Annotated in this window: 15 protein-coding genes; 9 read left to right on the forward strand and 6 right to left on the reverse strand. The window is 33.6% G+C overall.

Annotated features, from left to right (window positions below):
• Positions 1-161 precede the first annotated feature (161 nt).
• The 3 genes from VFS71_RS15435 (at position 162) to VFS71_RS15445 (ending at position 3,018) form a co-directional block, all read left to right on the forward strand.
• Positions 162-719, forward strand: coding sequence for a hypothetical protein (locus tag VFS71_RS15435; RefSeq protein ID WP_326402357.1), 558 nt, complete (start codon positions 162-164; stop codon positions 717-719).
• Positions 720-810: 91 nt separating this feature from the next.
• Positions 811-1,935 carry an SDR family oxidoreductase gene (locus VFS71_RS15440; protein ID WP_326402358.1) on the forward strand — a complete coding sequence of 375 codons (1,125 nt, stop codon included), beginning with the start codon at positions 811-813 and terminating at the stop codon, positions 1,933-1,935.
• Between the two features lie 150 nt (positions 1,936-2,085).
• Positions 2,086-3,018 carry a transglutaminase gene (locus VFS71_RS15445; protein ID WP_326402359.1) on the forward strand — a complete coding sequence of 311 codons (933 nt, stop codon included), beginning with the start codon at positions 2,086-2,088 and terminating at the stop codon, positions 3,016-3,018.
• Between the two features lie 178 nt (positions 3,019-3,196).
• Here the strand turns inward: VFS71_RS15445 and ung are convergent, their stop codons facing one another.
• Positions 3,197-3,868: a uracil-DNA glycosylase gene (ung, locus tag VFS71_RS15450; protein ID WP_326402361.1), complete on the reverse strand. Its 672-nt coding sequence runs from the start codon at positions 3,866-3,868 to the stop codon at positions 3,197-3,199.
• Between the two features lie 179 nt (positions 3,869-4,047).
• On the opposite strand from ung, the gene VFS71_RS15455 reads away from it, so the two are divergent.
• The 3 genes from VFS71_RS15455 to VFS71_RS15465 are packed head-to-tail and all read left to right on the forward strand — an operon-like array spanning position 4,048 to position 7,224.
• Positions 4,048-6,213, forward strand: coding sequence for an endonuclease MutS2 (locus VFS71_RS15455; RefSeq protein ID WP_326402363.1), 2,166 nt, complete (start codon positions 4,048-4,050; stop codon positions 6,211-6,213).
• A 50-nt stretch (positions 6,214-6,263) separates the two neighbouring features.
• Positions 6,264-6,788 (forward strand): DinB family protein, encoded by a 525-nt coding sequence (locus tag VFS71_RS15460; protein ID WP_326402365.1) that lies wholly within the window; start codon positions 6,264-6,266, stop codon positions 6,786-6,788.
• A gap of 19 nt (positions 6,789-6,807) precedes the next feature.
• Positions 6,808-7,224 (forward strand): thiol-disulfide oxidoreductase DCC family protein, encoded by a 417-nt coding sequence (locus tag VFS71_RS15465; RefSeq protein ID WP_326402367.1) that lies wholly within the window; start codon positions 6,808-6,810, stop codon positions 7,222-7,224.
• 283 nt (positions 7,225-7,507) lie between these two features.
• Here VFS71_RS15465 and ettA read toward each other — a convergent pair whose 3' ends face one another.
• From ettA to holA, 4 genes are all read right to left on the reverse strand, one after another.
• Positions 7,508-9,199, reverse strand: a complete 1,692-nt coding sequence (gene ettA / locus VFS71_RS15470) for an energy-dependent translational throttle protein EttA (RefSeq protein WP_326402369.1) — start codon at positions 9,197-9,199, stop codon at positions 7,508-7,510.
• A 52-nt stretch (positions 9,200-9,251) separates the two neighbouring features.
• A complete protein-coding gene (locus tag VFS71_RS15475; RefSeq protein WP_326402371.1) occupies positions 9,252-9,434 on the reverse strand; it encodes a CAL67264 family membrane protein in 183 nt (60 codons plus the stop codon).
• A gap of 68 nt (positions 9,435-9,502) precedes the next feature.
• Positions 9,503-11,521, reverse strand: a complete 2,019-nt coding sequence (gene pulA, locus VFS71_RS15480; protein WP_326402373.1) for a type I pullulanase — start codon at positions 11,519-11,521, stop codon at positions 9,503-9,505.
• 11 nt (positions 11,522-11,532) lie between these two features.
• Complete coding sequence (gene holA, locus VFS71_RS15485; protein WP_326402375.1) at positions 11,533-12,537, reverse strand: DNA polymerase III subunit delta; 1,005 nt, start codon at positions 12,535-12,537, stop codon at positions 11,533-11,535.
• 71 nt (positions 12,538-12,608) lie between these two features.
• Between holA and VFS71_RS15490 the strand changes: the two genes are divergently transcribed.
• The 3 genes from VFS71_RS15490 to VFS71_RS15500 all read left to right on the forward strand — a co-directional run bounded on the left by VFS71_RS15490 (position 12,609) and on the right by VFS71_RS15500 (position 15,024).
• A complete protein-coding gene (locus VFS71_RS15490) occupies positions 12,609-13,067 on the forward strand; it encodes a type I restriction enzyme HsdR N-terminal domain-containing protein (protein WP_326402377.1) in 459 nt (152 codons plus the stop codon).
• A gap of 37 nt (positions 13,068-13,104) precedes the next feature.
• A complete protein-coding gene (locus tag VFS71_RS15495; protein ID WP_326402378.1) occupies positions 13,105-14,097 on the forward strand; it encodes a glycosyltransferase family 2 protein in 993 nt (330 codons plus the stop codon).
• A gap of 72 nt (positions 14,098-14,169) precedes the next feature.
• On the forward strand, positions 14,170-15,024 hold the full coding sequence (locus VFS71_RS15500) for an OmpA/MotB family protein (protein WP_326402379.1): 855 nt from the start codon (positions 14,170-14,172) through the stop codon (positions 15,022-15,024).
• 146 nt (positions 15,025-15,170) lie between these two features.
• On the opposite strand, the gene VFS71_RS15505 is transcribed toward VFS71_RS15500, so the two are convergent.
• A partial coding sequence (locus VFS71_RS15505; protein WP_326402381.1) for an L-threonylcarbamoyladenylate synthase occupies positions 15,171-15,529 on the reverse strand: 359 nt, incomplete at its 5' end.

Here is a 15,529-nt window from a genome sequence, read left to right on the forward strand (position 1 = left end):
TAAATAAGCAAATAATTAGAATTTTTAAAAATGTTGATGAAAAAACACTCAATTATCAAATTATCTTGAGTGATAAATCAGTTATTGATTTAAAATTTTTAATGACTGATTATGTTGAGCATTTAGAATACCATATTAATCAGATTTTGAATTAAGGCTAAATGAATTCTATTTCGCTTTCTTCTTCAGATATTCTCACCCAACAATTGAACAATTCAGGAATTTTCTCTTGGGAAGAGTTATTGCTTTACGTTAAAAACATACCTTACGGACGAAACGCTAATCGTGAAGATTTGTCTTTGGTCTTAAGAGAGAACAAAGGAACCTGTAGCTCTAAACATGCATTTTTAAAGGAAGTGGCTAACCAAAATAAGATTCCAAACATCAAACTTATTATTGGAATTTATAAGATGAACGAAAGTAACACCAAAATTGGCAAGATACTCTCCGATAACAACATTGATTTCATACCAGAAGCCCATTGTTATTTAAAAATCGATGAGGTACGTGTAGATTGTACTACACCTAAATCAGATTTCACTAAAATCGAAAAGGATATATTAGAAGAAATAGAAATAGAACCTTATCAAGTAGGTGAATTCAAAATTGAATATCATCAAAACTTTATAAAAAAATGGTTGTTCAACTCAAATACTACAATTACTTTCGACCAATTGTGGACTATTCGGGAACAATGCATTGCTTTTTTATCATTGTAACATTTATAATGAGCGTCTGTTTTCAAGTATTCTTTTTAAACTTCTCCATTCTTTTTTTTAAAACTATCTTTGCATCTTGAAAAATACACCAATGAAAATAATACTTACTGGAGCTACGGGAGTTTTGGGATCGCATATTATGTATGATATTCTGGAACTTTTTATAAAACAAAATAATAGCGGAAAACTTTTTGTTATTGCCAGAAACAAAGGGAAAGTTAACGCTATAGACCGTGTTAATGAACTTTTGACCAGTGATTATACCCCTCAAATTTTACGAAAAAGTGGTTTGGAAAAACTGCATGAATATATTGAAATTATAGATTCTGATTTGGCGAATCTTCAAGATACTTTTTCCCAAAAAATAAAAGGAGCATACTTTATCCACTCTGCAGGTTACGTAAATCTGTCTACGGACGAGAATCTAAAAGAGAAAATTTTTGACGAAAATGCCAAAATAACCAAATCACTTTTCAAGACTTTCCATCCTTTTATCAAGAAATTCATTTACATAGGAACTGCATTTTCTTCAGGAATTCGTGGAGGATTGATTGATAATGATTTCCACAATCTGGATTTTACACCAGAGCATCGTAATGCTTATGAGGATGCCAAATTTCATTCGGAGAATTACATTGCAAAAGAATGTAAAAGATTAGGATTGCCTTTCCAAATTTTGAGACCAAGCGTTATTGGAGGTAAAATGCTAGGAAATGAAAGTCCATATTTCATTCCAAAATACATGGTTTTTTATCTTTTGGCGAAGTTCTTCCACTTTACTTCACAGCGAAAAGGAGAACAGGAAAACGTTCGTTTCATCATCAATGAAGAAACAGGTCTGAACATTATACCGGTCGATTACGTGGCCAGAGTTATTGTAAACACTTTCGAACGTGACGACATCGAACAGTTGAATATTGTAAACGACAAAAGCTTCAATATCGTAAAAGGCTTGCAGTTGATTATGAAAGAAGTGGGTTATACTAATTTTACTTTAATCAAAAATCCACTCGATTTCAAATACAAAAACACTATCGAAAAGCTGTATTACGAAAGCATTGGAAAGCATTTAAAACCTTATTTTATTACCAATCCCAATGAATACGATACCGCTTTGCTGAATTCAATTCTTGAAATTCCAAAATTGGACAATGAAGCATTTACAAATATGATTCGCTATGCTATTTTGAATGATTTTAAGGATATTAATGTTTAAAAAAGTTTCTGAGACACTAAGTTGTTAAGCTTCTAAGACTCTTAGCAACTTAGCAACTTTGAAAAAACTTAGTATGTTAGAAACTTAGTAACTTAAAAGAAAAAAAAGTACTTTTACAAAAAGCAATCCAAGTCCCTACTTTTGGGTATTATGATACAACTTAACAAAACGAATTTTCATTTAGTAAAGTCCAAGTTTCAGTTGAAAAAACCTTGGGATAGTTTTGTTATCTTTCTTTTAAGTATTCTTATTACAATTCCTTTATTTATAGTACTTCACCAAAATTTAATTGATCCGTTATGGTATTTTGGTCTAGATAGAATACTACTTTTTATTTTCGTTTTTGCTGTAATTTATGGCTTTTTATATGCATTGCGGACCATAAGTATAATTTGTTTAGCGCTTTATTTATTGATGCTTATTTATGGAAGTTTATTTGGGAGTTTTAATTTCAATTCTGTTTTCGACGATTACAATTCGATGCTGTATTCAATGAATAATAATCCGTTTCCGCAGGATATTATTATCGCTAAATTACTGCCATTCCCTAATAAAGATGAGATTTTAAGGGCAATCGAATACGAGAATCCAAAGGTAAGAAACTTTGCAATCATGGCTACCACTAGGCATTTTAAACACATTCGAGGTTATTCTGATTACAGAAATTTAATCCAGTGTTTTGCCGTGTTCAAAGAAATCAATAGTCGTTGGAACTATGTAAACGATCCAAAAAATGGAGATTATATCGCCACTGCCCATGAATCCTTGCTTTATTTTTCGGGTGACTGTGACGATCATTCCATTTTGATGGCTGCGAGTATACGTTCCATTGGTGGTACCCCTAGGCTGATTCACACCAAAGGCCATATTTATCCCGAAATTTTAATTGGAAACAGAAGTGATCTTGAGAAAGTAAACTTCCTGATAAAAAATATATTATTCCCAGAGGAAAGTCATCATAAGCAGCTCAATTACCATATTGATGAGCACAATCAAGTCTGGCTAAATCTCGATTATACTGCAAAATACCCAGGAGGTCCCTTTTTATCCGAAGAAATTTTGGGAGCCTTGACATTGGAGTGAAAATAATAATCACTTGGGAGTGCCCCCGTTGAGAAAAGGGGCTTACTTATAGCACCGCTTATAAAGCCCCTTTCCTCAACGGGGTCGGGCTATCCGCGCTACTTCGGTAGCTAGCTTTTATCCCTCACTTGAGATCAAGATGTTTAGTTTGATCAAGATGTTTTGTGTTTAATTGAAATTACAGCCAATCAATTTTTCCCAAATTATTCTGTTCCAAATACAAATTAGCTTGGCTAAAGTGTTTATTTCCGAACCATTTTCCTTGATTGGCACTCATGGGTGAAGGATGACCTGATTCTAAAACCAAATGTTTTTCCCGATTAATTTTAGCCCCTTTTTTTTGTGCAAAACTTCCCCATAACATAAAAACCACATTTTCTTTTTCTTCCGATATTTTTTGGATAACTGCATCAGTAAAAAGATTCCAGTTGAGGTGTTTGTGGCTGTTTGGATTGTCTTTTTTAACGGTTAACGATGCGTTGAGCAATAAAACACCTTGTTTTGCCCAAGATTCAAGATTCCCTGATGTCGGCATGAAAATAGAATCCAAATCAGTATTGATTTCCCTAAAAATATTACGCAATGAAGGAGGGATTCTAACCGAATCATTCACCGAAAAGGACAAACCATTCGCCTCACCATCTCCATGATAGGGATCTTGACCGATAATGACCACTTTTATATTTTCAAAAGAACAATTATTGAAAGCCGAAAAAATCAACTCCTTTGGAGGAAAACAAACCGAATTTTGATATTCTTGGTCAACAGTATTCAACAATTCAAGGAAATAAGGTTTCTTTATTTCGTCTGATAAAATGGTTTGCCAGGAAGGAATTAAGCTGATGTTCATATTCAAAAGTTATTTTGCAAAGATACATGAAGATTTGAAAGAGATTCGCAAAAGGACTGAAACAAAAGCTAAAAATAAAATCCAATCTTCTTGATTTTATCTCTTATAATCTCTGCAAAATAAGGCTATGTTTCTTTCTTAAATAACCTTATTTTTGTAACGTAAAATCAAATTATTAAATGATCTCCATTACCGAAAAAACGTTACAAGATTTACAATTTCCAACGGTTCTCGAAACGATTTCCGAAATTTGTAATACCGACATAGGAAAACAAAAAGCCTTGGAAATAACTCCTTTTAGAGACAAAGAGTCTTTGATGGCTGCATTGTTGCAAACTTCAGAGTATGTTTCCTCTTTTCAGAATAATAATGCTATACCAAATCACGGTTTTGATGCCATTACATATGAAATAAAATTTCTCGCCATCGAAGATAGTTTTCTTGAAGTAGGTGGTTTTAGAAAAATTGCCACAATATCAGAAACGACGAATGTTCTTTTGACGTTTTTAAATAAATTCAATGATTATTACCCGAATCTTTGTGCCAAAGGTTCCGGGATTCAATTAACCAAAGAGATTATTACGCTTGTAGATGCTGTGGTAGATAAATACGGAGAGATAAAAGACAATGCCTCTCCCCGATTATTGGAAATTCGTCGTGAAATGAATTTAGTCCGAGGAAAAGTCAATCAAAGTTTTGGTTCGGCTTTGACGCAATACAACAGCTTAGGGTATTTGGATGATATCAAAGAGAGTTTTGTGCAAAACCGTCGTGTTTTGGCTGTATTAGCCATGTACAGACGAAAAGTGAAAGGTTCTATTTTGGGAAGTTCTAAAACAGGAAGTATTGCTTACATTGAACCCGAAAATACTCTTAAGTATTCTCGCGAACTAAGTAACTTGGAATATGAAGAAAAAGAGGAAATTACAAGAATTCTAAAGCAGCTATCAAATGCGATTCGTCCGTTTTTGCCTCTGCTGATTCAATATCAGGATTTCCTGAGTGATATTGATGTGATTGCTGCAAAGGCAAAATACGCCAATAGAATCAGCGGAATATTGCCAACGATTACCGAGGAACGCCGTCTATATTTCAGAGATGCCTATCATCCTATTTTGTATTTGAACAACAAGCAAAAAAAGGAGGTTACGCATCCGCAAACAATAGAACTAAGTCAGGAAAACAGAATAATTGTTATTTCCGGACCCAATGCGGGTGGTAAAACTATCTCGATGAAAACTGTTGGTTTGTTGCAACTGATGTTGCAGTCGGGTATGTTGATTCCTGTTCATGAACGCAGTGAAACGTTTCTTTTTGATAGAATACTTACAGATATTGGTGATAATCAATCTATTGAAAATCACCTAAGTACTTATAGTTACCGTTTGAAGAACATGAACTACTTTTTGAAGAAGTGTAACAAGAAAACTATGTTCTTGATTGATGAATTCGGTACGGGTTCCGATCCGGAATTGGGAGGAGCTTTGGCAGAAATCTTCTTGGAAGAGTTTTATCATCGTGAAGCATTCGGATTAATCACCACGCATTATTCGAACTTAAAAATTCTGGCTAATGAATTGCCTTATGCAACCAATGCCAATATGCTATTTGACGAAAAATCATTAGAACCGATGTATAAATTGGTCTTGGGACAAGCGGGGAGCTCTTTTACTTTTGAAGTGGCTTTGAAAAATGGAATCCCTTTTAGTTTAATCAATCGTGCCAAAAAGAAAATTGAGATAGGAAAAGTTCGTTTTGACAAAACGATAGCCAATTTGCAAAAGGAACGCTCGAAATTGGAAAAAACTTCTACAAATCTCAAGGAAGAAGAAACTAGAGCGCGAGAAGAGAGTAAAAAGATGGAAAACATCAATGTCAAAATCAAGCAAAAACTGGAAAGCTATCAGGAATTGTATGATAGTAATCAAAAGACAATTTACATTGGTCAAAAAATAGAAGATATTGCCGAGAAATATTTCAATAATAAAAACAAAAAAGACCTGATTGGAGAGTTTTTGAAAATCATTGAAATTGAAAATTCCAAACGCAAAAAAGCCACTCCGAAAGAGGCTAAAGCAATAATTCAGAAGAAAAAGGAAATTATTGAGGAAGTTACAGTTGTTGTGGAAGAAATCCGAAAGGAAAAGAAAGAAAAGAAATTGAAGCCTGTAATTGAGAAGCCAAAACCTATTCTAAAAGTTGGTGACAGAGTTCGAATGCTGGATGGAAAATCAGTGGGAAGCATTGATAAGATTGAGAAAAACAAAGCAGTAGTCAATTACGGCTTGTTTACTTCAAAAGTAAGTTTGGATGATTTGGAATTTGTGGAAGCAGGTAAGAAGTAGTTTTTAGTTAGTAGTATTTATTCTAGGAAGTATTTAAAAACAAATAAATTATGGAACAAATAAAATGGTTTGACAGAAAATTTAATTTTGAAACTGAGCAAAATATTTTTCCATCAATTATTGAACGTCTTTCTGGCACACCTATAAGACTTGAGGAAAAACTCAAATCAATACCGTCTACAATTTTGGAAGACAGAATTAATAATACATGGTCAATCAAAGAGAATGTTGGTCATTTAATTGATCTTGAGCCTTTATGGACAGGAAGACTTGAAGATGTAATAAACAATCAGTTAGAATTGCGAATTGCAGACTTGCTGAATACAAAAACAGATTTAGCGAACCATAATGATACACCTATTGAAAATCTTCTCAGTAGTTTTAGAGAGATAAGAGAACATACGGTTTCATTGCTCGAAAGTATTGATGAAGAAACAGTTTTCAAATCCTCGCTTCACCCAAGACTAAAAATTCCAATGCGAACAATGGATATTTTTTTATTTGTAGCAGAACATGATGACCATCATTTAGCAAGAATAACAGAAATAGTGAAAATTATAAATAAAAAGGTGTAGATTTCTGAAGAACAAATAAATGCAAAACCTCCCTCCCAACAAAAAAATAATTCTCTTTGATGGCGTTTGTAATCTCTGCAATTCAGCCGTGCAATTCGTGATTAAACACGATAAAAAAGATACTTTCCGATTTGTGGCACTACAATCAGAATTGGGGCAAGAAATCCTTGCCTATATTGGAATTGATGCCAAAAATATTGACAGCATTGTTTTGTATGAACCGGGAATCGCCTACTATTACAAGTCAGATGCTGCTTTGCAAATTGCTAGAAGTTTGAACGGAATATTTTCGTTTGGAACTGCTTTTAAAGTTATTCCGACTAGAATAAGAAACTATCTATACGACTACATTGCCAAGAATAGATACGATTGGTATGGTAAAAAAGAAAGTTGCATGATTCCAACTCCTGAATTGAAAATAAAATTTTTAGAATAATTCTGGTTTTATGATAAATATCATCTCTTAACACGTATTGATGTCATAAATTTGACACATCTTAATATTTAATTTTTATAAGAAGTTTGTCTCTTTATTCATAGTGAAAGCGATACGTTTATAATGGTAGTTGTTTTCGGATTGGTAATTATTGGTTTAAATTGAAACTGTGATGAAGATGACGAATTCTCATAAAATGAAATGATTAGTTTTTTTTGTCTAAAAAAAAGAGGATGCCTTTCTGTGGACATCCTCTTTTGTATTTTAGAGAAGAAATTAATTATTATCTAATTAACTTTCTGTATTTCAATCGTTTTGGGGTTAAATCACCGCCTAAACGTTTCTTTTTGTTTTCTTCGTAATCAGAGAATCCACCTTCGAAGTAATATACTTCAGAATCACCTTCAAAAGCTAGAATGTGTGTACAAATTCTGTCCAAGAACCATCTGTCGTGCGAAATCACTACGGCACAACCAGCGAAATTCTCTAAACCTTCCTCAAGTGCTCGAAGTGTGTTTACATCCAAATCATTCGTTGGCTCATCAAGTAGCAATACGTTTCCTTCTTCTTTCAAAGTCATTGCCAAGTGTAAACGGTTACGTTCTCCACCCGAAAGCATTGATACTTTTTTATTTTGTTCGCCACCTCCAAAGTTGAAACGCGATAAATAAGCTCTTGAATTTACTTGCTTTCCACCCATCATGATCAATTCCTGACCATCGGCAAAATTTTCCCAAATGGATTTATTTGGATCAATATTAGAGTGTGCTTGATCTACATAAGCGATTTTTACTGTATCACCAACTGAAAATTCACCACTATCAGTTTTTTGTTCACCCATTATCATTTTGAAAATGGTTGATTTACCAGCGCCGTTTGGTCCGATAATTCCAACAATCCCCGCTTGTGGCAAAGTAAAGTTCAAGTTGTCATATAATAATTTGTCACCAAAAGCTTTGGCTACATTTTTGGCTTCGATAACATTGGTTCCCAAACGTGGACCATTTGGAATATAGATTTCCAAGTTTTCGTCCAACTGTTTTTGATCTTCATTTAATAATTTATCGTAGTTCTGTAAACGTGCTTTTTGTTTGGTTTGACGACCTTTCGCGCCTTGACGAACCCAGTCCAACTCTCTTTCCAAAGTTTTTCTACGTTTAGAGGCTACTTTTTCTTCTTGAGCCATACGGTTTGATTTTTGGTCTAACCAAGAAGAGTAGTTTCCTTTCCATGGAATACCTTCTCCTCTATCCAATTCCAAAATCCAACCTGCTACATTATCTAAGAAATATCTATCGTGCGTTACGGCAATTACAGTTCCTGAATATTGTGCTAAATGTTGTTCTAACCAAAGTACAGATTCTGCATCCAAGTGATTCGTTGGCTCATCCAAAAGCAATACATCTGGTTGTTGTAATAACAAACGACATAAAGCCACACGACGACGCTCACCACCTGAAAGATTTTTGATAGGTGTATCTCCCTCTGGTGTACGCAAAGCATCCATTGCGATTTCTAACTTCGTATCTATTTCCCAAGCTCCTAATGCATCGATTTTGTCCTGCAAAGCAGCTTGACGATCCATTAATTTGTCCATTTTATCAGGATCTTCATAGTTTTCTGGAAGACCAAATAAATCATTGATTTGATTGTATTCTTCCAAAACTGCCATTGTTTCAGCAGCACCTTCACGAACAATTTCGATAACGGTTTTAGAATCATCAAGAATTGGTTCTTGCTCTAAATATCCAACAGTATAACCTGGTTGAAAAACAACATCTCCTTGATAGTTCTTATCAACTCCTGCAATAATCTTTAAAAGAGATGATTTACCAGAACCATTTAGACCTAGAATACCAATTTTGGCTCCGTAAAAGAAACTTAAATAAATGTTCTTAAGTACTGGTTTGTCTGCTCCTTGGTAGGTTTTACTCAATTTTTGCATTGAGAAAATTACTTTCTTATCGTCTGACATATTTAAATGTTTTAATTTATTATGTGATTAATTATTGGTTTCTAAATGTAAATTACAATCGCCCTTTTAAAGAACTGAATACCCAGGCAATGGAAAAAAATCCAATTCCAACTGCGGCAAACCCCCAACCTGAAACATCTCTATATTTAAAGGCGCCTAATCCTATGAGCAATAACCCCATAAGTATCATTATAAGAGTAGCCCATCCTAAAATAGTATTTTTATTCATTCCCATAATTGTGGTATTTGTTTTAGAGAGGTGCAAATATCGGTATTTTTTAGAACATTTTTTAATTAAAATAGTTATTCCTGATACAAAATTATTGCACTTCTGCTTGGGATAGCTATGGATTGATTTTTAATGGTTTCAATACCATTTTGGTTAATAATTTCACCGTTGCAAATCATTTTCCAGGTTCCTTCAATGGCTTGTTTTATTTCTTTTTCGTCTCCATTAAAATAGACTCTGATGTTCTTCCATTTGTCTCCATTAGCATTGTTTTTTAAAGTATATCCAACTAATAAAGGGGAATCTAATGTTAAAAATTCCAAATGCTCCTGAATCATCTTTTCAGATGTCATTTTGAATGCGGGATGATTGTTTCTTAACGCAATCAGGTTTTCGTAGTATTGAACCAATTCTTTATTCTCGTGTTTCCAGTTCCAATCTATTTTATTGATGCTGTCTGGCGACTTATATGAGTTCTCCACTCCCATTTTGGTTCGCTTCATTTCTACTCCCATGTGTAGAAAAGGAATACTTTGCGAAGTCAAAATGATGGTATTGGCTAGTTTGTCCATTTGCACCAATTCCTTTTCAGTTGCTTTTGGATTGGCTATTTTAAGTTTGTCGTACAAAGTGTTGTTATCATGACAGGAAACATAACCAATAACTTTTGTGGGGCTGTCTGCATATGGAAATTGTGCATAACCTCTTTTTGAATCATACTTTATTTGGGGATGATTCGTTGAAGCTACAATTCCAAATTGAATTACTTCTTTGTAATTTGGATTACCGCTTGCAAAACCTTTTTCGGTAACATTAGACCAGTGTCCTTTTACGCCATCTCTTATGTCATCTGAGAAAACAGAAATATTATTTAACTTTTTGGCATTGTTTTTTAACGCTCTCTTTTCTATAGGTAAAGGTGAGTCGCCTGCTGTCCATCCTTCTCCGTAAAGAAAAATTGTAGGATCAATTTTCTTTAATTCTGCCGAAATAGCATTCATCGTTTCAATATCGTGCACGGCCATTAAGTCAAATCGAAATCCATCGATATGATATTCTTTTACCCAATATTTAAGTGATTCCAGCATAAATTGTCTGGCCATGATTCGGTCGGAGGCAAATTCATTTCCGCAGGCTGTTGCGTCCGAGCGTTTTCCATCAGGCCAACTTCTATAGTAATAACCTGGAACCAATTGGTCAAAAATATCGGTAGAGCTAGTGTGGTTGTAAACTACATCCATTACTAGGCGAATTTTGGCTTCATGCAAAGCTAGAACCATTTGTTTGTATTCTTGAATGCGAACTAGTCCGTCAAAAGGGTTAGTCGAATAAGATCCTTCTAAAGAGTTGTAATTCTGAGGATCATATCCCCAATTGTATTGGTTTTTATCCAATGAAGTTTCGTCTATGGATTTGTAATCAAACACCGGAAGTAGATGTAAATGGGTAATTCCCAATTCCTTTAAATGATCCAATCCGGTAGCTTCTCCAAACGTATTTTTGGTGTTTTTTTCTGTGAGTCCAAGAAACTTTCCTTTGTTTTTTATTCCTGATGATGGGTCAATTGAAAAATCCCGTACGTGAGCTTCATATAGTATAATATCCGAAACAGATTTTAAAGGAGGTTGTTTGTCATTTTTCCAGTTCGAAGGATTCGTTTGTTTTGGGTCGAAGATTAAACCACGATTTCCGTTTACGCCAACACCCTTTGCGTAAGGATCTGGCATTTCTTTAGACCAATTTCCTTTGTTTTTTACTTGTAAAGTATAATAGGTGTTATGATAATTACCATCTAAAATAATTTGCGAGACTCCGGTTTTCGAGTCGTAATCTAAACTTTTAGTAGTTATGGCACCACCTACGTTCCCTTGTTTGTAAAGATTGATTTTTGCTTCTTCAACATTGGGACTCCAAAGTTTAACTGTTGTTTTATTTGCGGTATATGAAACTCCTAAATCACCTTTCAAATAAACGGGATAAGTATCATAAGAGGCATATTGAATGGTGTTTATTTTTGAATTTTGTGGCATAGCTAATTGAACTGTGAGAAGTAAACCAATTATGAAATCGATTTTTTTAGTAGAAATAAACATAGTGTAATTGTTTAATTAAATATTTTATAAAGCATTTCTCTTAACAAATCAGCCTGTGATAAACCATTGGCTCCAACTCCTTTGCTTTTTACATCGGTATCACGTAATGAAGCAACAATCTGACTCACTTTTTTCATCGGGTAATTTTTGACTGCTACATCATAATCTTTTAGAAAAAAAGGATTGACCCCCAATACCGAAGCTACATTTTTAGGATTTTTATCCTTCAATCCGTGGTATTTCAATAATTGTATGAAAAAACCAAAGACCAAACCAGTTGTCATTACTAGTGGATTGTCTTTTGGGTTTTGGGAAAAATTCTCGGCAATTTTGTAGGCTTTGAGTTGGTTGCGCTCACCAATGGCTTTTCGCAATTCGAATACATTATAATCTTTACTGAATCCGATGTTCTCTTCTATGTCTTTGGCCGAAATGGTACTTCCGGCAGGCAATATGATTTGCAATTTTTCGAGCTCATTATTTATTTTACTCAAATCAGTTCCTAAAAACTCTACTAACATAGCAGAAGCTTTGGGTTCAATAGTATATTTTTTCCCTGCTAAGACACGTTTAATCCAGTCCCCTACTTGATTTTCATATAATTTTTTGCTTTCGTAAACAATTCCGTTTTTGGCTAAAAGTTTGGTGACTTTTTTTCGTTTGTCCAAAGTTTTGTATTTATAACAAAATACTAAAACAGTCGAAGTCATAGGATTCTCAACATAACTTTCTATTTTGTCAATCGTTCTAGATAATTCCTGAGCTTCTTTTACAATAACCACTTGACGATCGGCCATCATAGGATAACGTTTTGCTGTGGAAACAATATCTTCTATACTAACATCTCTGCCATACAAAACGGTCTGATTGAAACCTTTTTCCTCTTCGGATAAAACATTTGCTTCTATATATTCTGATAATTTGTCAATATAATAAGGTTCCTCCCCCATCAAAAAATAAATTGGCTTGATGTTTCCTCCTTTAATATCATTTACAATCTTTACAACTTCGTCCATTTATAATTTTAGATTTCAAATTTTAGATTTTAGATTTCAAAACCTTAAAACTTATTTAATACTTTTGCTTAATGCAAAAACTCAATTTTCCTTCCTATAGTTTTCGTTTCAAAAATAGCGAAAATAAAGTATCAATTTTTGATGCAATCAGGAAAAAATTCATCATTCTTACACCAGAAGAATGGGTGCGCCAACATGTGGTGCAGTTTTTATTGGAAGAAAAAAAATATCCAAAATCCCTGATCAATGTCGAGAAAGTTTTAATGGTCAATGGTTTGCGCAAGCGTTATGATGTGGTGGTTTTCAATCCCAATGGCACTATTTTTATACTAATCGAATGTAAAGCACCCGAAGTTAAAATCGCACAAGCTACTTTTGATCAAATTGCGCGATACAATATGACTTTGGAAGCTGAATTTTTGATGGTTACCAATGGCCTAAATCATTATTTTTGTCTAATGGATTTTGAAAATGAAAAATATACTTTCCTCGAAAATTTACCCAATTATAGCAATATTAGCGTCCAGTAATCTAATAATCCAAAATACCAACAATCTAAAAATCTAAATGAAAATAGCTGTAGTAATTCTGAATTGGAACGGAGTAAAACTTTTAGAACAGTTTTTACCGTCAGTAATTCAATATTCTCCCGAAGCAAACGTGTATGTTGCCGATAATGCCTCAACAGATGAATCAATTGCATTTGTAAAAAATAATTATCCGACTATCAAAATTGTACAGAACGAAACCAATCAAGGTTTTGCTGGCGGATATAATGATGCTTTACAGCATATAGATGCCGAAATTTATGCTCTGGTAAATTCAGATATTGAAGTGACTGAAAATTGGTTGAAACCTATTTTGGAAACTTTTGAGGCTGAACCCGAAACGGCAATTATCCAACCCAAAATATTAGATTTTAAAAAGAAAGATCATTTTGAGTATGCGGGAGCTGGTGGTGGATTTATAGATCAGTTTGGCTACCCTTTTTGTCGTGGGCGTATTTTTGATACTTTGGAAAAAGATAACGGACAATACAATGATGCAACTGAAATATTTTGGGCTTCTGGCGCTTGCTTTTTTATTCGATCTTTTGTTTATAAGGAATTGAAAGGTTTTGACGAAGATTTCTTTGCTCATCAGGAGGAAATTGATTTGTGTTGGAGAACCATCAATAAAGGATATAAAATAAAGTATTGCTCAGAGTCAATAGTTTATCATGTTGGCGGAGCAACTTTGCAACAAGCAAATCCGAAAAAAACATTTCTAAATTTTAGAAATTCACTATTGATGTTAACCAAAAATTTACCACAAAACACTCTTTTTCAAGTACTTATAGTTAGAATATTGTTGGACGGGATTGCTGGGGTAAAATTCATATTGGAGGGTCAATTCGCTCATTGTTGGGCTATTATACGAGCACATTTTTCTTTTTATGGGCTATTTTTAAGAAATTATAGAAAAAGAGAAAAAAAACAGATTGAAATATACTTTAAAACGAAAAGCATCGTTTATGGTTATTATGTTAAAAATGGCACAGTTTTTGCTGATCTTATTTAACAATAATTTACATTTAAAATTAACATTTAAAAACTAACTTTGTAATTCACGTTTAATTAAAATTTGCATTCTATGAAAAAATTAATGATCACTCTATCAGCTTTAGCTCTTTTGACATCATGTGTGTCTAAAAAAGAATACGCAGCTTTGGAAGCTAAGAATAAAGAAACACAAGATTTGTTGAATACTTGTACAGTAAAACTAAATTCTTGCTTAGAAGAAAAAGCGGGGCTTAAAGCAACCGTAGATGGATTGAGAGAAACTAATCAACACTTGATAAGTACTTCGAAAGACATGACGGTTTTATCTACTAAGGGAGCCGAAAATATCGAGAAAGCTTTAGAATCAATCAAAGAGAAAGATTTAAAAATAAGCAGAATGCAAGATGCTTTGACTAAAAAAGACAGTGTTACTCTTGCAGTTGTTACAAGTTTGAAATCAGTTGTTGGAATGAATGATACAGATATCGAAATTAATGTTGATAAAGGTGTAGTTTTTATATCTATTTCTGATAAAATGTTATTCAAAAGCGGTAGTTATGAAGTAAGTGATAAAGCAAAAGGAGTTTTGTCTAAAGTTGCCAAAGTTGTTAACGACAAACCAGATTTTGAATGTATGGTTGAAGGTCATACTGATACTGATGTGCTAAAAGGAAATTCTTGTTTAATTGACAACTGGGATTTAAGTGTTAAACGTTCTACAGCTATTATCCGTATTTTATCTAATGATTTAGGTGTAAAACCAGAACAGTTAATTGCTGCTGGTAGAAGTTCTTATGTACCTTTGGTGCCTAATGATTCTCCAGAAAACAAATCTAAAAACAGAAGAACTCGTATCTATGTAATGCCAAAAATAGATCAGTTTTATGATATGGTTGAAAAAGAAATGAAAAAACCAACAGCTGCAGCAGCGCCGGTTCAAAAATAAATCATCTTAAAGTTTTTAAAACGCCTCGAAATTCGAGGCGTTTTTTTTATACATATTCCCACCGTAAAATAGCTATATAAAAAAAACAGAACCGAAATCCTGTTTTTTGTTTGACCAATTTATTATTTATGACAATTGAATATATTTTAAATAATATCCAAGCTTCCCTTACCTTCTCTAACTACAATAGGTTCATCTCCTGATAAATCGATAATAGTTGACCCAATATTATCCCCATAACCTCCATCGATAACTAAGTCAACTAAATTTTGCCATTTTTCAAAAATAAGCTCTGGATCGGTTGTGTATTCGATTACTTCATCTTCATCTCGAATGGATGTTGAAACAATTGGATTTCCAAGTTGACGAACTATTTCTAACACGATTGAATTATCAGGAACACGGATACCAACAGTTGTTTTCTTTTTAAACTCTTTAGGCAAATTATTATTACCAGGCAAAATAAATGTATAAGGCCCCGGTAATGCTCTTTTTAGCAGTTTAA

It is taken from the genome of Flavobacterium sp., from assembly GCF_035760125.1.
Lineage (GTDB): Bacteria > Bacteroidota > Bacteroidia > Flavobacteriales > Flavobacteriaceae > Flavobacterium.